Below are 24,847 nucleotides of genomic sequence, written 5' to 3'. Positions count from 1 at the left end.
AGCGGTGGCGATCCACGTTCGCGTGGCCGATCAGTCGACGATCTGCTCGACTGTCTCGCGGAGCCGCGACACGTCGACCTCGATGTCGGGGCCGTCCTGACGGCCCTCGAGACGGTGGTACTCGAACCCGGCCGCCTCCGCGATGCGGGCGAAGTTCGTCTTCACGTTCGACCCGAACAGTTCGACGACTGCGACGTCATCGCTGTAGACGATGTTCGACAGCCCGGCGCCGTGGGGGCCGACGACCGCCTCGGCCTCCGCGAACAGTCGCACCTGTTCGGCGACGGGGAGTTCCTCCAGGCGGTAGGGTTCGAACCCGTAGTCGTCGAGGGCGTCGAGGACGGCGTCGTCGTTGTGGACGCGCCGCTCCCGTGCGCCCGCTCTAGAGACGTAGATGCGCCGGGAACGGTCGGTGTCTGCGTCGCCGCGAAGACCACTCGTCTGCCGTTTGAACCACCGGTGTTCCGCACCGGTGACCGTGCCGGCGAACGAGGGGACGACCGTCGGATCGGCGTCGTACACCGGCTCGCGGGCGTGCCGGATCGGGAAGTCCTCGCCGCCGAGGAGTCGAAGCGAGTCCCGCATCCACGCGGGTGGATCGGCCGGGACGAGTAGCGTCGGCTCGCGGCCGGTTTCGTCCCCGAACGCGTCGAGGAGACGGAGTTTCGGGAGCGTCTCGATCGTCCAGTGGTAGTAGTTTCGGTAGCGGGGGATCAACGGGCAGAGGAGGCCGGTCGAGTCGTCGGCGGGCCTGAGGGAATGGACGTCACCGGTGAAGATGTCGGTGACGAACCGCGGGCCGTCGCGAAACAGGTGATCGATGAGCGGGATGGTCGTGTACGCGGAGCGGTCCGCGGACGGCGAGAGCGACTCGACGACGAGTTCACCCTCGCCCGTGAAGATCGCGCCGCTCCCGGCGAGGATGCGACCGCCGGGGACGAGCGTCACGAATCGGTCCTCGTCGAATGCGGCGTCGGTCGCCGACGAGTCGATAGGTTCGGGGCGAAACGTCTCGGACTCGTCGAGCAGGCGATGACGGGGAATCGATGGGGGATAACCGCGTTCGAACAGGGTAGCGAAGAGGGGCGTGAAGACGAGTTTCCGCGAGAGGAGTTCGACGCCAGCGCGTCCGGTGTCCAGCGGTCCGCTAGCGTCGAGTTTCCGGCGGATCTTTCGAGCGGAGAGGTGGGTCCCGAATCGCATAGGTCGCTTGCCACGTTCCTCCCCGTGCGAGGATAAAGAACGATCGGAATCAGATTCGAGTCGGGCGACTTTTCACGCATAGGCGCGCATGCCGACGGTATGGGAGATAGCGCCATCGTCGCCGGCGGCGCCGGTTTTCTCGGCAGCCACCTCTGCGAGCGACTCCTCGCCGACGGCTACGAAGTCGTCTGCGTGGACAACTTCGGCAGCGGAACATACGACAACGTCGCACACCTCGACTCGAACGACCGGTTCGAGGTCGTCGAGACCGACCTGCGCGAGAGCCCCGACCTCCCGGCGGTCGACGAGATATACCACCTCGCCTCGCGGGCGTCGCCGGCTGACTTCACCGAGTTCCCGGTGCGCATCGCGCTGACGAACACCGAGGGCACCCGCTTCCTGTTGGATCACGCGCTCGAACACGACGCGACGATGCTCTTTGCCAGCACCAGCGAGGTCTACGGCGATCCGAAGGTCCACCCCCAGCCCGAGAGCTATACCGGCAACGTGAACATCCGCGGGCCGCGGGGCTGTTACGACGAGTCCAAGCGCTTCGGCGAGACGCTGACCGTGGCGTACAACGACGCGTACGACCTCGACGTGCGCACGGTTCGCATCTTCAACACCTACGGGCCACGGATGCGACCGGACGACGGCCGTGTCGTCCCGACCTTCCTCTCGCAGGCGCTCCGGGGTGAGGACCTGACCGTCTACGGCGACGGGAGCCAGACCCGAACGTTCTGCTACGTCGACGACATGATCGACGGCCTCCGCGCGGTCATGCGGACCGACGACATGAAGGGCGACGTGGTGAACGTCGGCGGCGAGAACGAGATCAGCATCCGAACGCTCGCGGAACGCGTGCTCGAGATCTGTGACACCGATAGCGACGTCGTCTACGAACCGCTTCCGGAGGACGACCCGACGCGGCGGCGACCGGACATCTCGAAGGCGCAGGAGATGCTCGACTGGGAGCCGGTGGTCGGCCTCGAAACCGGGCTGGAACGGACCGTCGAGGATGTCGATCGAACCCTCTAGATCCGGATCAGCGGTAGCCGAGTGCATCCAGCCGCTCTTCGACGACGTCGTCGGTCTGACCGCCGGTTTCGACCGGCGGTTCCGCGACGATCTCCCGACGCTCCTCGGACTCGATCACGTGCCACGGGACGCGAACGAGTTCGGGCGTGTACACACCGTAGTAGTGGCCGTACTTCCGACGCGAGGGGAGCGGGCGGAGCCGTTCCCCGACCATGTTGCCGTGGTCCGCCGAGACGACGGTCTTGCCGTCGATACCGTCGAGGAGTCGTTCGACGTGATCGAGGACCACCTCAAGATTCTCGCAGTACGCTTCCCAGGCGAGTTCGTGAGTCAACTCCGTTCCCTCCGTTCCCGCGCGGAGCTGTTGCCACACCGTCCGGCCGTCGATGGCTTGTTCGCCCCCGCCCCCATCACCCTGCTCGGTCGACCACCCCTTCGCGGCGATCCGGCGTCCGGTCTCGCCGATGAACGGGAAGTGTGGCTGCATGAAGTGGACGATCAACCGTTTGTTTGGGAACCGTCGGTGGGCGTCCAGTGCGGCCTCGACGACGGTTTCGGGGTGGACAGTCTCTAGGTCTTGGTCCCAGTCGTCGAGCAGGTCGATGACTGCGTGGAAGGTCCCGTCGTCATCGAGACCGAGTTTCGGGAGGTACGGGTTCGTGTTTACGTAGACGGTGTCGTGGAACGTGCCGGAGCCGAAGTTCCGATCGAGGAACTCTTCGCTCGTCGAGCCGGCCGAGATTCGCGACTCGAGGGTCCCTTCGAGAGCGGTCCGCTCGGCGAACATGTCGTACCGACACGCGTCAAGCAAGATGAGGGTATCCCAGTCCTCGTCCATGACGCGAGTCGCGGTGCCGTACCGCAGATGAAAGTATAGATTGTTCAACTCGATCGGGACATAGGACACCGCGGTCCGAACGAGGTTGGCGAGGCCTCGGGATCGGTAGACCGATCTGGCCCGATCCAGGTGGTGGCGCATAGCAGCCGGTACGGGGCTCCGGTCTAAGAACTTCCTGACTCGGGACGAGGACAGAAGGGTTATTCCGGTCGACGGAGCATCTCACCGTAACGCCACAATGTCACGTCTGCGCCTCGGGCAAACGTCCGTCGTCTTCTTTCTCGCCCGTTTGCTGGCGTCGGCGATTGGATTCGTGGCAACGCTGTACATCGCCCGCCTCCTCGGGGCGGCACCGCTCGGCATCTACCACCTCGGGATCGGGCTGGTGTCGTGGCTCGCCATCGCGGGAAAGATCGGCGTCTCGGGAGCCATCTCGAAGCGCGTGAGCGAAGGGGACGAACAGGGCGAGTACACGGTAGCCGGGGCGGTGCTGGTCGGGTCGTTGTTCGTCGTCGTCGCGGCGGGCGTTCTGCTCTTTCGGGCCCGGGTCAACGCCTACGTCGGCTACCCGGCGGCCGGATTCGTCGTGGCGATCCTCTTCGCCACGCTCGCATACAGCGTCGTGCGGTCGGTACTCACGGGACTTCATCTGGTCCACATTTCGGGGATCCTCTCGCCGGTCAAGATCGGCGGCCGGAGCCTCCTGCAGATCCTCGCCGTGGTGTCGAGTCTGGGCGTCGCGGGGCTGTTCTGGGGACATCTCGCCGGTATCGGACTCGTCCTCGCGGTCGGTCTGTTCATCGCCGTCCGCAACCTCCCCTCGCTCGGTGTGCCACGAAAGCGACACTTCCACAGCCTCCTGGAGTTCGCGAAATTCTCGTGGCTCGGCAGCCTGCAGTCCCGGATGTTCAACTACACGGACGTCATCGTTCTCGGGTTTTTCGTCTCGTCGTCGCTCATCGGGATCTACTCCGTCGCGTGGAACGTCGCACAGTTCCTGATCCTCTTTTCAGGGGCGCTGTCCTCGACACTTTTTCCCGAGATGAGCGAACTGTCGGCACAGCACGACCCCCAGGCCGCGGCCAACGTCGTCGAGGAGTCGCTCGCCTACGGGGGGCTGTTCCTCATCCCCGGTGTGTTCGGCGGGGCCCTCCTCGGAGACCGAATCCTGCAACTCTACGGCCCGGAGTTCACACAGGGGACAGCCGTACTGTTCGTTCTTATCGTCGCCAACCTGTTCATGGGATACCAGAACCAGCTGCTCAACGCGCTCAACGCCGTCGACCGTCCCGAACTCTCATTTCGCGTCAACACGGCGTTCGTGGGCGTGAACCTCTCGTTCAACGTTCTCCTTGTCTACCTCTACGGGTGGCTCGGTGCCGCCGTCGCGACGGCGGGCTCCGTCGCAATCAGTCTCGTCCTCGCCTACTGGTACCTGTCGGGAATCGTCTCGTTCGACCTTCCGATCGGGGAGATACTCCGACAGGGAGGGGCGGGCACGATCATGGCCGCCGTCGTCTACATCGGTCTGACCGTCGAGGACACGTACCACCTCTTGAACCACAACCTCGCGACCGTTCTCGTCCTCGTTGGGCTCGGCGCCGGTGTGTACTTCGCGACCCTTCTCGTCCTCTCCACCCGGTTTCGCTCGACGGTTCGGCGCAACCTCCCGCCTCTCGAACCGTACCTGTCGTGGTAGAGCCGAAAGTATTTGCAACCCGGGCCGCCAGGTAGGCCCATGAAGGCAGTCATCCTCGCGGCCGGCAAGGGCACCCGTCTCCGCCCGCTCACCGAGGACAAACCGAAGGTCCTCGTCGAAGTCGACGGCAAGCCGCTGATCGAGTACGCGTTCGACTCGCTGATCGACGTCGGCGTCGACGTCTCGGAGTTCGTCGTCGTCGTCGGCTACAAGAAAGAGCAGATCATGGAGCGGTACGACGACGAGTACCGGGGCGTGCCGATCACCTACGCCCACCAGCGCGAGCAGTTGGGGCTCGCCCACGCACTGCTCACCGCGGAGCCGTACGTCGACGACGACTTCGTGCTCATGCTCGGGGACAACGTCTTCGAGGCGAACCTGGGCGACGTGGTCAACCGGCAGGGCGAAGAGCGCGCGGACGCCGCCTTCCTCGTCGAGGAGGTGCCGTGGGAGGAGGCGAGTCGCTACGGCGTCTGTGATACCAACGAGTACGGCGAGATCACCCGCGTCGTCGAGAAGCCCGACGACCCGCCCTCGAACCTGGTGATGACCGGGTTCTACACCTTCACGCCGGCCATCTTCCACGCCTGTCACCTCGTCCAGCCGTCGGATCGCGGCGAGTACGAACTGCCCGACGCCATCGACCTGTTGATTCAGAGCGGGCGCACCATCGACGCCATCCGGATGAACGGCTGGCGGATCGACGTAGGGTATCCGGAAGACCGTGATGAGGCCGAGCGCCGGCTTACTGATACTGCGGAGTCTTCCGAGACGACTGATGATACGACCGCTGAAAGCGACACAGCAACAATGGCGGAGTCGGGGTCCACACCCTCAGAGTAATCCCGATCTACAGGCGGCCTGGCTCGAGTACCTCGAAGCTTGACTTGTGGCGGGTCACTCGGAAACGAACTCGTGACAACTTTTGTGGTCGGCGAAGTGAAGTCGGTGGCACATTTGAGGCTCCACGCTTTGGTTCGGTCTGTATCCGCTGTCTGCGTTGTTCTCGTGTGATCCGACGGGCTACGCATCGTTGTGCCGTCCGGTCCGAGAAACGGTATCTGTCGTGAGTTCGAAGTGCAGCCTGTCGATATAACCAAGGTATGACTGTCGTTCTCGCCAACATCCGCGGGTCGGAAGTCATTCGAAGTACGGCGTCGATGAGCTCCAAATGAAGCTGTCGACCCCGGTCAGCTAAGTCTTAGAAAATAGAAAAAGACGAAGGTCATTGGGTGAGTTAACTCATGTGAGCCGAGAGAATCGAAATAAAAAATCACGCTGTAGACTAAACAACGAACTCGTATTTGTAAGACTGTCACCCCACTGTGTCGAATGTTTTAGGCCAGAGTCTCCTGCTGAATCTCTCTCGGTCCTATAGATAGATACACCTCTCATACCGAGTGACATTCACGACGGATACCGCTTCTACCGAGAGAATTCTGGGAATACAGATGTAGAGCAGATCTATAGGATGAGTACCTCGTGACGTGACCCCGGGACAGCCCACTATCTTTCTACGAGGAGAGCCCCTCGCCGTTTACCGCGAGGGTTGTCACTTCGAGATGTAGTTGTCGTATCAGGGGACGTGTGATTGATAGAGTGTGCTAACTTTCTCACACCCCACTGTGTCGAATGTTCTCCACAGCAAACCATACTTTCTGATTAACTTTTCCTGTACTCTGAATCTGTGTAATTTTGGTTACTGTTCCTCACTATGTTGAATTCCCTTTCCAACGATCACCCCGTTCCACCACTACACACCCCACTGTGTCGAATGTTCCAGTCAAGATTTATTCTACTGAATGAATTAATTTTGCGACGCGCCGCGGTAGCGTGAGTCCTTCGAAGTCGCTGACAACGTTGACAACGATCTCCAAATCGACAGAGAATTGATACTCATAGTATTGACCCCCCGAACGACCTTCATTTCGGGAGTGACGGTCAAGAATGCCAAGCATCGCAAGGTCAGCAAGATGGTCATGCATACGGCGGCGAACTAATGGATCAATATCTGACCGTTCGGCAATTGTTCGATATTGTGGATAAATATCACGTACGCGGAATGGCTCCTTGGATTCAAGAGCCAACTGTAGTACCGCTACGAGTGAGAGATGGCCATGTCGCGTGAGTTCGCGCATCCCATGTTCGATTTGGCTCCGTTCAAGTTTATTGCGCGCTTCATGTACATCATTTTGAGTAATTCGGTCGTGGGCCGCAGCTCGTGCAACTTCACCAGCTTGATATAGTAAATCAAGTGCTTGCCTTGCACTTCCTGTGTCTTGGGCGGCAATAGCAGCACACAGCGCGAGTACCCCTGATTCAGTGGCATCATCATAGAGTGCGCCCTCAGCACGCCGATCAAGAATTGCTTCCAACTCGGGTGCATTGTATGGTGAAAAATGAATTTCTTCCTCACAGAGTGTGTCTTTCACTTTTGGAGAGAGGTTATCACGAAAACTGAAATCGTTACTAATTCCGATGACTCCAGGCTTTGTTTCTGTAAGATAGCCGTTTGAACGTGCTCGCGGGATTTCGTAGAGAATCTCGTCATCATTGCCAATATGGTCAATTTCATCAAGAATTATCAGGACTGTCCCGCCAATAGAATTGAGTTCCTCATATAGGAGATCAAAAACACGTTGTTGTGGATATCCTGTTGTACTGATCTGGTCGTCAGCCAGGCGCAGTGTATTAACTAGATTGACTGCCACTTGGTATGAAGAGGAAAGATTCGTGCAATTAAGCCAGAACACTGAAAGAGAAACATCATCGTACTTGACCGAATCTTCTTGTAGTTGTTTGAGTAGATATCGTGAGACAGCTGTCTTCCCGACACCTGTTTTTCCGTACAGGAAGATATTCCGTGGCTGGGCACCGTTTATCACTGGTTGAAGTGCAGTTTTGTATGTATCTAGCTCCGATTCTCGAGCCGTAATTGATTCTGGTTGGTAATCATCCCGTAGCATATCTTCGTCACGGAAGATATGGGTGTCACGAGTGAACGTTGTCATCAGTTGCTCACATATCTTGATACGGGGATAATAAAACCACCGCGTCAAATGTAGCGAATGAAAAAGAGGCGAGATAGATTTAGCGCTATAGTGGAATATACTCTATCTCACACGGTTCTAGATGTGGCTAGAACACTCGACATAGTGGGGTGTGACTGATGAAATACATGGCCAAAACAGAGAAAATTATACCTACCCTATTCGGAGAACATTCGACGTAGTGGGGTGTGAGAGTACCCAAGGCTGAGATGATAGCGGCTATTCCGTTCGTTCCTCGTCTCCCAAAGCAAAAATCCCCATACGGCCTTATGGCTACCCCCCACTTTTCTCACTCCAGAGTACCGTCATAAATATACGAAATTATAATTCTACTCGTGATTTAATCGCGGTTCTGTTCGAGGGTCAGTAACAAATTCATAGAGGCCCTCGGTGAGCTTTTTTATCCATCCTGCCGCAGTCAGCTGACTAAGAGCATAATTAACCTGTTGTTTGTTTAGATCCGTTCGTTTCCGCAAATATAGCGGGTTTACACGCCCCCATGGTATATCTTCTCCATATCCTTCTTTAAAAATATCTAATATCTGTTCTTCGTTGTCGGTTGGGGTATAATCCCTATTGACCATGCTCATGTGCGATGTCCGCTGGCAGTGTGATAGTTGTAACTCCATGATTTCACTTTGAATATTCCTAAGTATAATACTCCGTTAGAATTATGTAGATAGAATATCAACCATGGGATGAGCACAGATGCCTCGGAGAAAGCGAGGCCGGTGCTGGAACCACCGACCCCTGTGCTCCGCTGCTGGCCAACGAAGCATGAACGATTCCGATCCACCGAACAAAGAACCTGTCGTACAGTTTCCCGACTACGATTCAGCCTGCCCACCGCTACAGCGCTGTCCCGCCTGCGGAGCCATCGGACTCCCGGAACGACTCGCGGTCCATCGCTGTCCAGATACGCCAACGCCCGATTGAGTACACACCCACAGAAACCCCGTCTCACTCCTGTTCCAGCCCGAGCCGAGCCGCGTGACATCCGAACCGTAACGATCCATCGGTGTGCGGAGGCACTCCAAGTCATCACCGGCGTTCAGGCTACAGACGTCTGTACCGACAACCCCCACCTTGAGTATCCCGTCGTGGAAGTCGTCGTCGGTCCGGACTACCACCTCGTACCACCCCGGATCCTGCGGACCCTCGCGGCCCATCACTGTGGCCTCCACGGGCTCCAGGCTCGGCAGCATCCCCAGTCGTGGGTCCTCGAAGCGGTCTGTCCACCGCTCGAAGAGTCTGCAACCAGTGCCACTTCAACACCCCGCTAACGACTTCCTTGATCCAATGACACACCGACCAGACGACGACCCATCCACCGCTGGCTCTCGTTTCGCCGTCGAGACCGGCATCACTCGCCGCCTCGAAGACGAACACTCCAGAGCCACCCTTGAGGTCACGCCCAAGGCAACGACAGACCAGACGCTCCTTGTCGGATTCGGTGGCCACTGGGGTACCACTACTACCGAGCTCACCCCCTCTCAGGCTCGTGAGCTCGCCAGTGCTCTCGAGAAGGCGGCCAGCCATCTCGAAGCAACGACGACGGCCCCAGTAGACGGTCAGTCCTCAACCATGTCCACCGAAACGGACACTAAAGAATGGCGGACGACACCGGACGACCCACTCAAACAGACGGGGGATACCGATGGATCCCGGTGACGACGATGCCGACGCGGACCCACACGATCCCCCACGCGACACCACCCCTGGACGCGGCCAGGGGCAAGGCGTGTGGCTGGAGATCCAACTGCAACAGGCCCTCGAAGACTGGGGATATGCGACTGCCCGTCGCGAGCCCCTCGTGGCACTCACCGCAGACGTCGTTGCCTGTCGCCAAGAGCCCCGGGACGAGCCCGCCGACTACCTCGTTGCCGAATGCAAAGACTGGCAAGATCGCCCCATCGACGAGACCGTGATCATCCGGCTGTGTCTGCTGGCGTTCCTTGGTCGTGCCATGCCGGTCCTGTGTCACACCTCCAGACTCACGGATCGGGCGTGGCGGCTGGCCCAAGCGTTTGATGTCCGCCTACTTACCCTCCAAGATCTCGATGGCGACGAGTTCCCACCACTGATCCGCAAGCGGCCACCTCAGGCAGCTGATATCCATCGGGACTCGGTTGACCCGGAGACCCTTCGACAAATCCTCCCAATCACACTGTGTCGCCCCCCGCACGACCAGCCTGATGCCGATCTCGAAGCGGCAGTCTTCTCTCCCATCAAGAGCGCACCGTGTTATGTGCCCGATCGGACTGGCCACGAGGACTACGCCGACACGTACTTCACCCGATATCGACGACGCGAACATCGCAAACGAGACACACAAGACGACGACCAGTGACAGTCTTCCCGCCCGGACATCCTCTCGCGGTTAAAACGGTGGGTCCCCCCACTGGGGGTCGAATCCACGGACACGGAGAGGTTCGCAGGTTCGTCGTCACGGTGGACGATGACCTGCGTTTCGGGCTGTGCTAGTACAGCCCCCGCCTCGGACAGCGGTTTCGAGAACTTGCCCAAGGCTCGTTTGTCGATGTTCAGCGCATGCGTTGTCGTCTAGTCCCCACTCGGGACACTCGAAGCGTCCCTGCGTTGCTCGGGCGCCCTCGCAGCACAGCGGTTGCACGTCTGCGATGTGTCGTATTCGTCGATCAACTCCACATCGATGTCTGCGTCGTGAGTTGTACTCGATGTAGTTCAACAGAATCGCCACCCGCTGTTTTTATAATACTTGAAAAAAAACTCTTATTAGAGACAATACTCATCACGTTCTTCGGAGCAATCCGACTTGTCCCCCTTTGATGAGTATTGTCTCGTTTCCCGTTGTGTAGAGTTGCCACTCCAAGAGTTGTGGTTGTCGCTCACGATTACCGGTATACGAAAGATAGGGAATCGTCAGCGAATGGTGGCGAACCGGCCGTGTTAGAGTTCGACCGATTCCTCGCCGGAGAGGGACTGTGGCACCTGGATGCGGATGATGCTCGTGGCACCGCTCTCGGTGTTGATCCGGAGGGTGGCCGTCTCACCCGGCTCCAGCGGGCCGTTGCTGAACGCGTCGTTGTAGTCGAGTGCGGTCATGTTGATCGTGACGACCAGTCGGTCGGTCCGACTGTTGAGGATCAACCCGGATCCGCGGCTCTCGTTGAGCGAGTTGTCGTCGTCCTGAAGCGCCCGCGTCCGGTCGTCGGGACCGGTCGCCTCGCTTCGGTTGATCGCCGTCTCGTTCGTGAACGCGAAGCGGTCGGTGCCGTTCGGCGCGATCAGTTCGAAGGTGGTCGCGCTCATGTTGATGTCGCTCGCGCCCGGTGCCTTCTGGACCACCATCGACACCTCGTTCACCGCCAGAGACGTGTTACTGAGCGACGTGTTCGCCTCCGACTCGGTCAGGGTGACGTTGTCGCTGGTGTTGTAGTACGAGACGTTCCCGGTTTTGGAGACGGGTTCGAGGCGGTCGGTGACCTGTGCGCTGCTTTGTTGTCCGGTCTGTTCAGACTGCGTCTGGAGGAAGCCAGCCGTGTTAATCAGGACACCGGCCGCAATCGCTGCGACCAGAACCATCGCGATGAACACGATGAGCGTCCCGATACCGACTTGGCCTCGGTCAGTTCGTTCTTCGAACATTGTTGCTTCGTGTGCAGATGTCTGGGAAGTCCTCTTAACTCTCAGGACCCAGTTATCACATCGAAAAATCAGGATGTGGGACTCGGAGCTCCGGGTTATGAAACTGAAGACAACAATTTGAACCCCGAAACAGGATATGAGCAATGGGGGCCTAAAACTCTTATCGATGTGTTGGGTCGTAACGGTCACGCCCAATTGTGGTTCTCCCAGCCCTCGTCGTGCTTCAGCTGGCTCTTGATCTCGAATGGTTCCCACTCACATTCCTGATAGAGGACATCGGCCAGTTGGCCGAACTCCCCATTGTCGAGTTCGATTCCCCGGTCCCCTCGATTCGTGATGTAGGGCGCGGAACGCAGATCGTCGAAGACGTCGCTGGCGGCAGGGTAGTCGCTCGTATCGATAGCAGAGATAGAAAGACGATTTTCCTCAACGATAGGTGCCCCCCAGCGATGTTCGGCTATCATCGCTGCGAGGAGCGCGCATTTCACTGACGGCTTTCGCATATGCCTCTATTTTCACTCTATCTGATAAGCGTATGTTAATACGCGTTTACGCTCAAGGAAACAGTCACATGCGTAGGCGGGTAAACTGACAGTATGAGCGAGTCACCGCAGAACCACCCGGCGGCGGAGAAAGACACCAAGGAGGCCCGCTTGGAGAATCCGAGTGGCGTCCTCTATCTCTTCCAGCACGAGAGTGTCCCGATCCTCATCGACGCCATCCTCACGCTGCCTCCGGGACGGGAGTTCAACAGGACCGAGCTCGCCGATCACGCCGGCGTCACCCGGCAAACCGTGAGCAACTACATCGACGTCCTCTTGGAGACCGATGTGGTTGAGGAGGTTCCGAACACGTCCCCGCGCCGGTATCGCGTCGCGAAGAGCGACGTCGTCCAGGAGCTCTTCGAATTGAACAGTGCCCTGAACGCCGCCGACGAGTGACGATGGCCGACGAACAGATCTACTAAACTCCGTGGAGACGAGGTAGTCTTTGACCTCCTCCCACGGCTAAACAGTAGTTGCTGAAGTAGGAGAGAGCCGATTGTCGTCGGGTTCGTTGTCTCGGTATGGTTGAGACAGCTGAAGCAAAACAGGTGAGTCGTGCCGCCTCGTCGATGCTGTTTCCGGAGCTTGAGTTCGATGTTGCGGACAACGGCACGTATCCGAGCGAGGACTTCCAGCGAGTCCTCGCTCGGATTGCCTTCGACAACGAGTTTGCCAACGCTGGCGCGAAAGCCTACCAACTCGCCCGTGGCGACGATGTAGATGTTGGAGCCGAGTCACGGAATCCACTAGCAAGAGCGCTGCTGTATCATCTTCGTGGACTTGACGCGGACGCGGTCGACGATCAGTTCGACCGCGTCCGCGATGCTGTCCTCGCCGAAGCAGCCCGCAACCGCCTGTTCACACGTCCCGTCGACGTTGCGATCGACGTTCACGACTGGCTCTACTATGGTGACAGCGACACACCGCAGGTCTCCCGGACTGATCCCGACCAAGGAACCGACTGTGCCTACAAGTTCGCCACCATCTGTATCGTTGATCCGAGCGTCCGATTTACCCTTGGATGGGTGCCACTCAATGGTGAGAAGACCGACGAGTTGGCGGACGTACTCCGCCAACTCGTCTCCCAAGCGCGAGAGTACGTCGATATCAATCGTGTCTACCTCGATCGTGGCTTCTACCGCGTCCATCTCGCGTTGACGCTGGAAGATCTCAACGTGGAGTTCGTGATGCGTGCGCCACAGACACGGAAGGTACAGCAGTTCATCGCTGACCACGATGAAGACACATTCGTTACAGAGTACGAGATGGCACGGTCGAATCCACCGACGGGCCGGACGACAGTCCGGCTCGTCGTCGTTCCACATCGCTCCCGTGAGGACGATCACTTCTGCCTGGTCACCAACCGCGAGGTCACGCGCGACCTCGCTCACCCGCTGGCAGAGGCCTACCGCCGTCGGTGGGGTATCGAAACATCCTACCGAAAGGTCACGGAGTTTCTCCCGAAAACGTCCTCACCGACGTTCTCTGTCCGGTTGTTCTACTTTCTGTTTGCCGTGGCTCTCTACAATCTGTGGGTGTTGACGAACCTTCTACTCACACCGGATCGGGCGGTCGGGAGCACTCCAGTCCTCCCGACCGCCCTGTTTCGAGCGTTTCTCGGTCCAATTCCGGACGGATAGCGTGTCACTCGGCGGCTGACTCGGGTCGTCTGCCCGAGTCAGGACGCCGCTGGCTACTGGCGAGACTGCCAGAACATCCCTCGTCAGCGGTTCTTGGCCGGCAATCAGCAACCACTCTCCTCAGATGGTAACGCCGATCGTGAATGAACCTGAAGATACGACTCCTTTTCAGCAGCTCTCACGGTTGAATCAGCAACTACTGTAAATCCGTGGGATTCCCCGAAGGGGGATAGAAGATAGCTCAGAGAATAATACGACCGTATGCTCCGATTCAAAACGACAGTACGGCCGTATTATATGCTCTAAAGCGTCAGTACGGCCGTATTCACTTCCTTCATCCCTATTATGCCTCCGTCCATTAGCTGATTCGCTCGCTCATGACGGTCGCGATTCTTCATCGGGACCGAAAGGCTGTCAAGTGCCCACTGAACGAGTGTTGAGAGCGATTCGGTCCGACCGTCATCGTCAGTTTGGGGGACCATCACTGTGATAGTTTTATACCCCCAGAGAGCTTGCCGAACGATGTTCGTATAGAAGCTTCCGGCCTTCGATCTCGTCCGATATTCGACTTCTACGGCTAGGATTTCGCCGTCAGGCCGACGGACCCACAGATCGGGCCGTGAGCCGCCATCTTGGCGGACGAGGTAGGCATCATACCCTTCGCTTTCGAGACAGATACCGGTCAGTTTGACCGCACGCCAGTGTTCCAGAGTCCCGTCATTGGCGGTAGATCGAGTTTGATCGAATTCTGTGTTCTCGATAGGTTCATCGGCGGTGATTGTGGCCTGTTCGGGGGTGAGCTCAGCAGGGTCAACCCCGACATCGTCGATGTCGAGTCCAACGGCCCCCGGACATCCTGCCATGGGTTCTCGGGCGGATCGATGGTCCCGAGCCCGACGAAGTGCTCGAGGTCGACTTCACGTGCGAGGAGACTCGTATACGAACAGAGATCTTCGAGTATATCGGAAGCGCCATATTGGCCACGGCACATCCCGACGAACTCTGTTTCTCCCCTGATTCGGTCACGGTCACTACTAAACCATGAGAGGCCACTATCACGGATTGGTGTAACTTCATCATCATCTAACCAGCGCACATTATATGCGTCGTCGATGACAGCAAGACTCGAACTCGTGCCGAGTTCAGCGAAAGATTCGGCCGGATCGCATCGCCGTCCCATCCGGAGACACTGAGCATACTCGCTTTCCGAGCGGATCCGGTAGGTCGGGTCAAACAGGAAGATCCGGACTGTCACCTGATATTCATACTTCTCAGGGAGCTTTTCCGGCCGCCGATAGATAACATGATAGAGAAACGGCTCGTCGGCTAGATCCTCAAATAGCGCGTTTGCATCCGCGCCGGATACTTTCTTTCGGCCAGCGATTTTCTGGTTGTCATTGACCATCACGAGGCGGCTCCCAACAGCAGGTTTCCGGCCGAAGACGCCGATCGGGAGCGTCCCGGCACGCATCTTGAGTGCATCCGGTAACTCAGCGCTCAGTGTGTCATAGACTGTCTGTAGCGGCTCTGGAAGCGGGTCATCGTCTGCTCCACGGGATTGTACTCTGGCCTGTGTCGTCGATTGGACCGTCGGGTCGTATGCACGGAAGGCATACATCAGGCCATCAGCGACGGGCCACGTAAACTGTTCAACGTCATCGACCTCAATCCGGCTTTGCGTGAAGATGTCGGCGAGTGCGATCGTGCCTTTCGTTGGCCCGGTGTCGAAGGTCGTTTCCATCGACGCAGGGACTTTGACGAACACGACCTTTTCGCGGTCGAAGTTGGTCTCCTCTACGGGCGGTGGGCTAACGGCGATGCCGGGATTAGAGCCCGAACCGTCGGTTGTTGCCATGGTATGCTGTGTGGTGAGTGTGTTTAGCGAGCCGTTCGCGACAAGTTGCTGGCCATGTCCTCACTGGATTGGTCCGCGTTGGGCGACGTCGCCTCAGTCCAGCTGGCAGTGAGACACTCACCAGCGTGTGTCGGTGTGGTGTCTGCATTGCTGAGAGGTCTCCATATCGCGGGATGGCGCTGTCAATCGGTTTGGTGGTTCTGGCTGACTTCTATCGTGGTAATTGGGGGGACATATAAAACAAATTGTTAGAGTTAGCAATGCTACCCCGAATATCGGGACGTACTCCAGAAGTCCACGAAAAAGACAGCATATCCTCAGTGGATCAGGTCGAAAAAGAGCAGCATTTGCACTCGCTATCTTGCCACAGAGTCCGTGTGTTCGGGCCGTCAACCTCGACTCAGTCTCGCTCTACATTCGACTGTGAGTCCAGCCATGTTCCATCGTGAGTGTGTTGCGAGACCGAGATGAGACGGCTTCGCTTGGACTCCAACGAGACAAACATTCACCAAGACACAATTGGGACAGCGACGACCCTTCATCAAGACACGATTGAGACAGCGACAACCCTTCATCAAGATAGCGACGAGGGTACATCGAGATTCCACAAGGACAGAGACAAGAGTTCATCGAGATCTCTACCCGGCCCTACTATTGATTGAGCCAAGCACAACTCCTCCACTCGTTCTACCCGTCGACAATCAGGCAAAAGGATACTCTGGATGAACTTCTTCCAGACTTGTCCACTCTACAACAGGGAGCGAGAACTTGCTGAGTGTTCCTCTCGTTACAGTCCTGATATGGATTCATGGGACTTGTGGTCCTCCTGTGAGGCCCGCTGTGATAGATGGTTCCACTCCTGTTCGCTGGATCCTCGATGACATCCTTGGTGTCTGCAGTAGCTCTTCCAGCCAGTCGCAGGCTGCTACCAGTAGCGATCCTGTCGATTCGCGTGGGTGCATGTTATCTGTGGCATCACTACAGATATCTCTGAAGCGGTGACGATGACTAGTGTGTTCTTCGATCGTCGTTGGCGTTAGTTGGCCATGTTGGAGGGATATAGATGAGTCTCGTGGGGGACTCAAGAATGCTTCATGGAGCGTTCGGAGGTTGCTCGGAGGTTGCTCGGAGATTGCTCGAAGGTTGCTCGGAGGTTGCTCGGAGATTGCTCAAGAGTTTCTTGGATAGGGAGCGGGCGCTTCACTGAGGGGCTCTCTCCCTACTTGGCTATTCGAACAAACGACAAACGAGAGACGGATTCGCCATGCGACAGGTACGTCTTAGTCCATACTTATCCCGTTGGTGTAACCCCCGATACAGACGGGGGGACACGGTGTGAAGCACGGTGTGTGGCATCGATAACACTGAGCGGCAGGCACCCGACGAATCGACAGATGGCGGCAGGTGTGTGGCACTCATCTCCGACTGATATAATACTAATAGCCGGGCCATACACCAGTGATGTATCGCATACTCTCAGTCCCTCCAGGAGGGACCCAGATGTACTTCTCGCCACCGGCAGATCCTGGCTGGAAACTCAGGAGTGACAGTCCACTCTTTTGAAGACAACCATCCGTGGACCGCATCGCAAACCGAGGTTGTCTCTTGGGGTCGTGCCAACCGACCCGTATCGGTGAACACGACACACGCGACTGGACTACACACCTAGGTTCGACAAGCAACACCGTGCCGCCACCGGTGAGACACCAGCGATCGGTCAGGACGCATGTCTTCTGAGTCCGCGATCCGAAGCGAGCTCCGCACGGACGGCCGCCCCAAATCTCACTCAGCACTGTCTTGGAGAACACCACCGATTACACCATCCCCGAGTGCCGAACACGTTCTAGGTGAGGATGGGGATGGTAGCGGTCATCGATCGGCTGGCAATCTGTCGTTCCGGTGGTGGCCGTCGCTGTGTCCGCCCCGCTCGATCGCTTGGTGAGCGACGGCGCCACCGACTTGCCCCACATCCCGCTGGTAGTAGGCAGGATATCGAGTCGGTGCTGGGCCACCACGAGAGTCAGTTGGGCCAGCCCTGTCGTCTCGCCTGTCCGTGGGTCGCAATCGATCGGTTCGGAGTGATCGAACGTTAGTCGACTCGGACCAACGAGAGCCCTTGGGTGACTGGCGTCGCTCCCAACTCGTGGCGGGGTCCTGTCCCGCTTGGCATGCCCACCTGGAGAAATAGCTGTCTGTCTGCGCGAAGGAATCCGGTGTCACTATCGGAGGAAATCATCCTGTCCGTGGTGGGGACCAACGCAACGTCTCGCGTGTTCCACGTGACTCCCGACGAGTAGTCTGCATCACTACGCCGACGAACCTTTGCTTCGACGTCCCCAACACGAACTGGTGAGCTTCGCATCACCACTCGTTGCCTCTATGTCAGACCTTTTCATGCTACCCGGCTCGATGCTCAAAAAAGCTCCCGGTTGCTCTACGTGCTCTGCTGGAATGAGTTACTCAGATCTGCATTGGTGAATTCTCTGATACATAAATTAATAATCATTTCACCAGTCTGATTACTAGTCAGAGTAGAATGAGTACGATAGAGATTAAATGGGACACACTGTGGTCGATAGTGATATGTTATGCCGCCATACGAGCTGCCGTCTTTATTCTTGCAGGACCCATCCCACGTTGGAGCGTTGCTTGCGGCTATCATATGGGTGGCGTCCCGTTGTTGGGACTGGTTCTTTTTTGTCCCACTCAATGGCTTCCGATACGTCCTTGCGCGTCGCTATCTCGCGGTCTGGTGGCTCGTATTCGAGTCCAATTTCTTTCAGTACCCGTGGTAAATACACCGGCGCGTACGTTACCCCAAACGTGGTCTCAAGAATCGATACGACCTCAGCCGTTGTACAGGGTTGCTCCCGTTCGATGATCGCTCGAAATCGCTCGCGATTCTCCTCGGACAGTTTTGGAGGCCGGCCACCGTCATAGTCGGGCATCATCGCTGTAATCCCGCCTGCATTCCATGCCTTGAGCCACCGATAGCCAGTCGATCTGGATAATCCCTCTCGACTGATTGCTTCCTGAACCGAATCACCGCAATAGAGGTTCTTGATAAATCCAAGCCGGCGGATTCGTGGCCCCTCATCTGCCGCTTGGAGTCAATCGTCTAACTCCGTTTCGGGGATCCGCCGCACAACTGTCACCGATTCGCTCATACAGCGATGTATTCTCAAACCTTTTCTAATTACTGTCGGTCGGGATCTGCCACCGACACATCGCTATCCGCTCGCAGTGGCCGCCGTTCCAGTCTAGATATCCGCAAGCACGGACCCAGCAGGCCTGCCTCCCCAACATCGGTGTTCCTTCTTATCCCGTTCGGCATTTTTGGGCCTCTTATCGGGGCCCTCCTGCTCCGTCGTCACAGTCAACCGGCAGACCTCGTGACATCTACACTATTACTATTATATCAGTCGGTGGTGAATGCCCCACACCTACCGCTGTCGGCCGATTTGACGGGTGCCTGCCGCCCAGTGTTATCAATGCCCCACACCGTGCTTCACACCGTGCCCTACAACTCGAACATGACTCCATGATAGAAATGGAGCCCTCTCGTCCAGTGTGAGCTACGCGCCGGGGCGATCTGTGAGATATAGTACAAACAACCGAATACAATGATCGGCCACTACTCAGTCACTCATCTATAGAATAATATTGGAAGGCGGTTCGAAACGATCTGTTTGTATCTCCCAGTGGAACTGAAGGTCGAGAGAAATGCGACCGAAGACAGCCATGCAAACCCAACCACCAACTCCAGTTGATCCCGTACCGACGACAGCAACGACAACCGCCAGTAGCGAGAGTGATGTCGTCAAGACACAACCTGCACCGTGTTTCACGATCGAATTCGACCCCAGTGACGAGGCTCGTCGGCGCTACCGCTTCGAGCCCAAACGCGATACGACAGGCTGGTGGCGCTACGAAGACGAGTGGACCGGTACCGAATGGCGGTGTCTCGCCCGCGAATCTCTCAGGATGGTCTCGGTGTCGGTCGACGGTCGTCCAGTCCTTGACCCACCCTTCCTTTCTCTCTGACTAACTATTTGCGTGCGCCCAGCGTCCCGCACTATTGGAGCGACTCACGTCATTCTCGTATTCACGCCGCCAGTTGTCGGACTCGTTGTCCATCCCGAACCGATTTTCGCCTTCGACAGCATTCGTCTCACCGATATCAACGGGCTCGAAGTCGTCGAAGATTCCTTCGCGCTGATAAATGATTTCGACAGGTAGTTCGCTTCATCGGCTGTCCTCCGGCGTTCGTTGCCCGATTCGATGTCTCTAGACGCCGGCGAAGGCCTGCCGGAAACGCAGCCATTCCTCGATGTACTCTGGCCTTCTTCAGCTACCATATGCGTCCGGACTGGCCATCCAATAGCCATGTTCCTTCACAGAAGGAGTACTTCGCACCGGTAGTGTGATGAAACAAGGATTCATTTCATTTCTAACTAGTTCAGTCGCCATCAAGTGTAGTGAGAGAAAATCATTACACGTGGTTCCGTAGGCTTGGAGTCTCCCTCGATTTTCGTTTCATTCGAGGTTCCTCCGGAACTATTTTGATTGTTCCCTGCCCGATGTTTCGATGATGGCTCCCGACAACGTCTGCATTCTCGTCCCAACCCTCGACGAGGCCGAGACTATCGGCGACGTGGTTGCGGACTTCCGCGACGAGGGCTACGAGAACGTCCTCGTGATCGACGGGGGATCGACCGACGACACCCGGGAGGTGGCCCGCGAGGCCGGCGCCCGGGTGGTCGAGCAATCGGGATCGGGGAAGGGACAGGCGGTCCGCGAGGCCGTCGAACGCCACATCGACGCGGCGTACGTCCTCATGCTCGACGGCGACGGAACCTACCGCGCCGCCGACGCGGACGCGATGCTCGAACCCCTCCGCTCGGGCGAGGCCGAACACGTGATCGGGAACCGCTTTGCCGACATGCGCTCGGGGGCGATGACGGCGCTCAACCGCATCGGCAACCGCCTCATCAACGGGGCCTTCGGACACATCCACGGCAAGTCCTTCGGGGACATCCTCTCGGGGTATCGGGCCTTCACCCGGGAGTCCTTCGACCGGATGCACCTCACCGCCGACGGGTTCGGCATCGAGACGGAGATGGCCGTCGAGTGTGCCAAACGCGGCATCCAGACGACGGTGGTACCGATCACCTACCTCCCGCGGCCCGCGGGGTCGAACACCAACCTCCACCCCATCCGCGACGGCGGAATCATCATCCTCGAACTCTACCGCCGGGCCAAGACGAACAATCCCCTGTTCTACTTCGGGAGCATCGGCGCCGTCTCGACGGTCTCGGGCGGGGTGATCGCCGCGTACGTCGGCGTGGAGTGGGTCACCCGACAGGTCTCCCACGAGGTGCTCGCCGTCGTCGCCGCCTTCGCCATCCTCGTCGGCGTCCAACTGCTGATGTTCGGCGTGCTCGCGGACCTGATCCTCTCCCTGCACCGCGAGCGGATTCGGGACGGGGACGGCCGGTGAGGCCGACGGCGGGTCGCTTCGATTCGGATCCGCCGACGAACCGAGGATCACACGTGTCGATGAAACTGAATAAAGCCGGGTTAAATCGGTCTCGTGGTTTACACGTCTGCACGGTTGATTACGACGAGGGGAGTACCACCTCGACGGCCAACGCATGGATCAGTACACGGTTCTGGCGCTCGTCGTGGGGCTGCTCCTGATCGCGTCCCTGGGCGCGGTCGTCGTGGCCGGTCGTCTGGGGAGGGTCGGGACCCGCGGGGGGACGGGCGACGAGGGGACGGACGACGCGTCCGACGGCGATCCGGACACCGCGGGCGCCGCCACGAGGAGTTCGGACGCCCGCGACCGCGCCCGAACGGCCGAGAACGGCCGCGACCGCGCCCCCGGTCGGATCACCGAGGACGACCGCGAACGGATGCGCAGGCACCTGAACAAACCTCGGGCGCGCCGACAGCCGGAGGATCTGCTGCCGTCGGACGAGGACACCGACTCGGACGGGTCGTGACCGTGGCGCCTCGGGAACGGTCGCCTTCGGGAGAAGGTACAAACCCGCCGCCGCCCGTCTTTCGGGTATGCGCGACCTCGACGAGACGGATCTGGCGATACTGCAGGCCCTGATGGGGAACGCCCGGAAACCGTGGGCGGAGATCGCGGAGACGGTCGACCTCTCGCCGCCCGCGGTGTCGGACCGCGTCGACCGCCTCCAGGAGATGGGCATCGTCCGCCGGTTCACCGTCGACATCGACCGCTCGAAACTCCGCGAGGGGGTGCCGGTGCTGGTCCGCGTCGAGACGCCGACGGCCGCCGTCGACGACGCCCGGGCGAGTCTGCGGGAGGCCGAGGCGGTCGAACACCTGTTCACGACCGCGGAGCGCGACCTGATCTGTTATGCCCGCATCCCGGACGGGGACGTCCCCCGGTGGCTCGACGCGACGCTCGCGGCGGACGCCGTCGATGACTACACGGTGACGCTCCTGACCGAGGGGGAGTGGACGCCGACGGTCGGCGGCACCGGGTTCGCCCTCTCGTGTGCCGAGTGTGGCAACACCGTGACGAGCGAGGGGACGACCGCCCGGATCGGCGGGGAACGCCACCAGTTCTGCTGTCCGTCCTGCGAGCGCCGGTTCGCGGAGCGATACGAGCGGTTCGACGAGGGCGCCGGCGACGGCGCCGAGTGATCGTCCGAACCGTTGATTAGGGTGCCGGCCGTCGTGCCGGGCGATGTCGGACGAGGGCGGCGTCCCGTGGCGATCCGGGCGGCTCTATCTCCTCCTGGCGACGGCCGCGGTGGCACCGCTCGACGTGAACATCGTGGGGCCGGCGCTCCCCGCCATCGCCGACGCCTTCGGCGTCTCGAGCACGCGGAGCGGCCTCGTCATCACCGCCTTCGCCGTCCCGGGAGCCGTCCTCGCGCCGGTGGTGGGGATGTACGCAGACCGCCTCGGACGCCGCCGGGTGATCGTTCCCTGTCTGCTGATCTTCGGCGTCGCGGGCGTGGCCGTGACGCTGGCGACGGAGTTCTGGATGGTGCTCGCCCTCCGGGCGATACAGGGGAGCGTCGGCGGGAGCATCCTCGCCTCGCTGACGCTTGCGCTCGTCGGCGACTACTACGAGGGCACGCGCCGCAACGCCGTGATGGGCGCCGTCAGCGCGGGGATCTCCTTCAGCGCCGCCGGCGGTCCCGTCCTCGGCGGGACGCTGGCGACCCGGTCCTGGGACGCCCCGTTTCTCCTCTACGGGTCGAGCGTCGTCGTCGCCGTCCTCGTCGTCCGGTATCTCGACCCGCCGACGGCCGGCGGCGAGGGTCGGCACGACGGCTCGTACCTGCGCGACGCGGTGGCGTCGCTGCCGACGCGGGAGGCGCTGACGCTCTACGGCGCGACGCTCGCGAGTTTCGCGCTCTTCTTCGGCGGCGTCCTCACCGCCGTCCCGTTCCTGCTGGAGGGAACCTACGGCCTCGAATCGGGGCGGATCGGCGCGCTGGTGACGGGCGCGATGTTGCTCGCGGCGGTGGTGGCGGTGTGCAACGGCCGGATCGCCCGCCACCTCTCGGATCTGGGGATCGTCACCCTCGGGTTCGTCTGTTACGCCGCCGGGCTCCTGGGCGTCTGGGCGGCGCCCTCCGCGCCCGGCGTCCTCCTCGCGCTCTGCGTGTTCGGCGCCGGCCACGGACTCGTCCTCCCGTCGGTCGCGTCCGCGTTGTCATCGATCGCCGGCCCCGAGTTCCGCGGGGGCGTCATGAGCCTGCGAACGAGCGTCGTCCTCGGGGCACAGGCCGTCGGGCCGCCGCTGTTTACGCTGCCCGCGACGGAACTCGGTGTGGGGTACGAACTCCCGCTCGGGGTCGCCGGGGTGGCCGCCGGCGTCGGCGCCCTCGCCCTGTTCGTCGCCGCCGGCGGCCGAGCGGGCGTCCGCGTCGCCCCGGAGTGAATCCGGGCGGGCGCCAAAGGGCAACGTTTAGGCCGCCTCCGCGGGGTGAGTCACGCATGTCCGAGACAGTGCTCCTCGTCGGCGGCGGCGGGCGCGAACACGCCATCGCCCGCGCCGTCGCGCCGGACTGTGACCTCTATGCCTGTGCGAGCAACCGCAACCCCGGCATCGCCGACCTGGCCGCGGAGGTCCGATCGATCGACGAGACCGACGCCGACGCCGTCGTCGACTTCGCGACGGACGTCGACGCCACGCTCGCGGTGATCGGCCCCGAGTCCGCCCTCGCGGCGGGGGTCGCCGACGCCCTCGACGCCGCCGGCGTCTACGCCTTCGGGCCGGGGGCCGAGGCGGCACGCATCGAGACGGACAAGGCCTACCAGCGGCGGTTCATGCGGGAGAACGACGTCCCCGGCTGTCCCGACTTCGAGACGTTCGAGGACACGGAAGCCGCCTGCGAGTACATCGACGACTACGACGGTCACTTGGCCGTGAAGCCCGCCGGCCTCACCGGCGGCAAGGGCGTCCGCGTCACCGGCGACCAGGTGACGAAAGCCGAGGCCAAGGAGTACCTCCGTGCGTCGGACTACGACCGCGTTGTCCTCGAGGAACGGCTGGTGGGCGAGGAGTTCACCGTCCAAGCGTTCGTAGCGAACGGGTCGGTGCGGGTAACGCCGGCCGTCCAGGACCACAAGCGTGCCTACGAGGGCGACGAGGGGCCGAACACCGGCGGCATGGGGAGCTACAGCGACGCCGACCCCACGCTCCCGTTCATGGACGCGACGGACTACGAGGCCGCCGTCGACGTCCTGACGGCGACGGTCGACGCCCTCCCCGAGTACAAGGGCGTCCTCTACGGCCAGTTCATGCTCACCGCCGACGGCGTCCGCGTCGTGGAGTTCAACGCCCGCTTCGGCGACCCCGAGGCGATGAACACCCTGCCGGTCATGGAGACGCCCTTCCTCGACGTGCTCACGGCCGCCCGGGACGGCGACGCCCTCCCCGACCTCGAGTTCTCGCCGCGGGCCACGGTCTGTAAATACGCCGTCCCCGCGGGCTACCCGACCGACCCCGAGTCCGGCGCCCGGATCGACGTCGACGAGGACAGCGTCGCGCGCGCGGCGGCCGAACACGGCACCGACGCCGGCGAGGCGCTCCTCTTCTACGCGAGCGTCGACGCCCGCGAGGACGGCCTCTACACCACCACCTCCCGGGCCTTCGCGGTCGTCGGTGTCGACGGGACCATCGGCGACGCCGAGGCCATCGCCGACGCGGCGCTGGACGCCGCCGGCGACGGGCTGCGGGTGCGCGAGGACATCGGCAAACCCGCGCTCGTACAGCGGCGGATCGACCACGTCGAGCGGCTTCGGGAGTGAGGCTGCCGGGCGTCGACTGCGGGATCGAGACGGTCAACGGTCCGACGAA

18 protein-coding genes are annotated in these 24,847 nt (G+C 60.2%); 11 read left to right on the top strand and 7 right to left on the bottom strand.

What is annotated here, in order from left to right; genetic code table 11:
• Positions 1–30 precede the first annotated feature (30 nt).
• The gene (locus EI982_RS17615; protein WP_157690932.1) at positions 31–1,203 is read right to left on the bottom strand and encodes a glycosyltransferase family 61 protein; all 1,173 of its coding nucleotides are present in this window, start codon (positions 1,201–1,203) and stop codon (positions 31–33) included.
• A 99-nt stretch (positions 1,204–1,302) separates the two neighbouring features.
• On the opposite strand from EI982_RS17615, the gene EI982_RS17610 reads away from it, so the two are divergent.
• Positions 1,303–2,241 carry a UDP-glucuronic acid decarboxylase family protein gene (locus EI982_RS17610; RefSeq protein WP_157690931.1) on the top strand — a complete coding sequence of 313 codons (939 nt, stop codon included), beginning with the start codon at positions 1,303–1,305 and terminating at the stop codon, positions 2,239–2,241.
• A 7-nt stretch (positions 2,242–2,248) separates the two neighbouring features.
• Here EI982_RS17610 and EI982_RS17605 read toward each other — a convergent pair whose 3' ends face one another.
• The gene (locus EI982_RS17605) at positions 2,249–3,079 is read right to left on the bottom strand and encodes a hypothetical protein (protein ID WP_157690930.1); all 831 of its coding nucleotides are present in this window, start codon (positions 3,077–3,079) and stop codon (positions 2,249–2,251) included.
• Positions 3,080–3,392: 313 nt separating this feature from the next.
• On the opposite strand from EI982_RS17605, the gene EI982_RS17600 reads away from it, so the two are divergent.
• Positions 3,393–4,778 carry an oligosaccharide flippase family protein gene (locus EI982_RS17600; protein WP_233255258.1) on the top strand — a complete coding sequence of 462 codons (1,386 nt, stop codon included), beginning with the start codon at positions 3,393–3,395 and terminating at the stop codon, positions 4,776–4,778.
• 39 nt (positions 4,779–4,817) lie between these two features.
• Positions 4,818–5,621 (top strand): UTP--glucose-1-phosphate uridylyltransferase AglF, encoded by an 804-nt coding sequence (aglF, locus tag EI982_RS17595; RefSeq protein WP_157690929.1) that lies wholly within the window; start codon positions 4,818–4,820, stop codon positions 5,619–5,621.
• A gap of 947 nt (positions 5,622–6,568) precedes the next feature.
• Here aglF and EI982_RS17590 read toward each other — a convergent pair.
• The gene (locus EI982_RS17590; RefSeq protein WP_157690928.1) at positions 6,569–7,789 is read right to left on the bottom strand and encodes an orc1/cdc6 family replication initiation protein; all 1,221 of its coding nucleotides are present in this window, start codon (positions 7,787–7,789) and stop codon (positions 6,569–6,571) included.
• Positions 7,790–9,485: 1,696 nt separating this feature from the next.
• On the opposite strand from EI982_RS17590, the gene EI982_RS18855 reads away from it, so the two are divergent.
• Positions 9,486–10,178: a hypothetical protein gene (locus EI982_RS18855; protein ID WP_233255257.1), complete on the top strand. Its 693-nt coding sequence runs from the start codon at positions 9,486–9,488 to the stop codon at positions 10,176–10,178.
• A 578-nt stretch (positions 10,179–10,756) separates the two neighbouring features.
• Here the strand turns inward: EI982_RS18855 and EI982_RS17575 are convergent.
• Together EI982_RS17575 and EI982_RS17570 are read right to left on the bottom strand one after the other, a co-directional pair.
• The gene (locus EI982_RS17575) at positions 10,757–11,455 is read right to left on the bottom strand and encodes a flagellin (RefSeq protein WP_157690926.1); all 699 of its coding nucleotides are present in this window, start codon (positions 11,453–11,455) and stop codon (positions 10,757–10,759) included.
• 185 nt (positions 11,456–11,640) lie between these two features.
• On the bottom strand, positions 11,641–11,958 hold the full coding sequence (locus EI982_RS17570; RefSeq protein ID WP_157690925.1) for a hypothetical protein: 318 nt from the start codon (positions 11,956–11,958) through the stop codon (positions 11,641–11,643).
• 93 nt (positions 11,959–12,051) lie between these two features.
• Here EI982_RS17570 and EI982_RS17565 point away from each other — a divergent pair, with 93 nt between their 5' ends.
• Both EI982_RS17565 and EI982_RS17560 read left to right on the top strand, forming a co-directional pair.
• Entirely contained in the window at positions 12,052–12,396 is a 345-nt protein-coding gene (locus EI982_RS17565; protein WP_157690924.1) for a helix-turn-helix domain-containing protein, read from the top strand.
• Between the two features lie 125 nt (positions 12,397–12,521).
• Positions 12,522–13,640, top strand: a complete 1,119-nt coding sequence (locus EI982_RS17560; protein WP_157690923.1) for a transposase — start codon at positions 12,522–12,524, stop codon at positions 13,638–13,640.
• A gap of 682 nt (positions 13,641–14,322) precedes the next feature.
• On the opposite strand, the gene EI982_RS17555 is transcribed toward EI982_RS17560, so the two are convergent.
• Both EI982_RS17555 and EI982_RS19195 read right to left on the bottom strand, forming a co-directional pair.
• The gene (locus EI982_RS17555) at positions 14,323–15,495 is read right to left on the bottom strand and encodes a hypothetical protein (RefSeq protein WP_157690922.1); all 1,173 of its coding nucleotides are present in this window, start codon (positions 15,493–15,495) and stop codon (positions 14,323–14,325) included.
• 2,612 nt (positions 15,496–18,107) lie between these two features.
• Positions 18,108–18,521: a helix-turn-helix domain-containing protein gene (locus EI982_RS19195; protein WP_394352067.1), complete on the bottom strand. Its 414-nt coding sequence runs from the start codon at positions 18,519–18,521 to the stop codon at positions 18,108–18,110.
• Positions 18,522–20,083: 1,562 nt separating this feature from the next.
• Here EI982_RS19195 and aglJ point away from each other — a divergent pair.
• From aglJ to purD, 5 genes are all read left to right on the top strand, one after another.
• The gene (aglJ, locus tag EI982_RS17545) at positions 20,084–20,995 is read left to right on the top strand and encodes an S-layer glycoprotein N-glycosyltransferase AglJ (protein WP_394352054.1); all 912 of its coding nucleotides are present in this window, start codon (positions 20,084–20,086) and stop codon (positions 20,993–20,995) included.
• Positions 20,996–21,149: 154 nt separating this feature from the next.
• Positions 21,150–21,500, top strand: coding sequence for a hypothetical protein (locus EI982_RS17540; protein WP_157690920.1), 351 nt, complete (start codon positions 21,150–21,152; stop codon positions 21,498–21,500).
• Positions 21,501–21,567: 67 nt separating this feature from the next.
• Positions 21,568–22,173, top strand: a complete 606-nt coding sequence (locus EI982_RS17535; protein ID WP_157690919.1) for a winged helix-turn-helix transcriptional regulator — start codon at positions 21,568–21,570, stop codon at positions 22,171–22,173.
• Positions 22,174–22,216: 43 nt separating this feature from the next.
• Positions 22,217–23,425 (top strand): MFS transporter, encoded by a 1,209-nt coding sequence (locus EI982_RS17530; protein WP_157690918.1) that lies wholly within the window; start codon positions 22,217–22,219, stop codon positions 23,423–23,425.
• A 56-nt stretch (positions 23,426–23,481) separates the two neighbouring features.
• Complete coding sequence (gene purD / locus EI982_RS17525) at positions 23,482–24,798, top strand: phosphoribosylamine--glycine ligase (protein ID WP_157690917.1); 1,317 nt, start codon at positions 23,482–23,484, stop codon at positions 24,796–24,798.
• Positions 24,799–24,847: the final 49 nt, after the last annotated feature.

The sequence above is a fragment of the Haloplanus salinarum genome, assembly GCF_009762275.1.
Lineage (GTDB): Archaea > Halobacteriota > Halobacteria > Halobacteriales > Haloferacaceae > Haloplanus > Haloplanus salinarum.
Note: the sequence above shows the minus strand (reverse complement) of the source record. Positions and strands in the feature narration are given on the sequence as shown.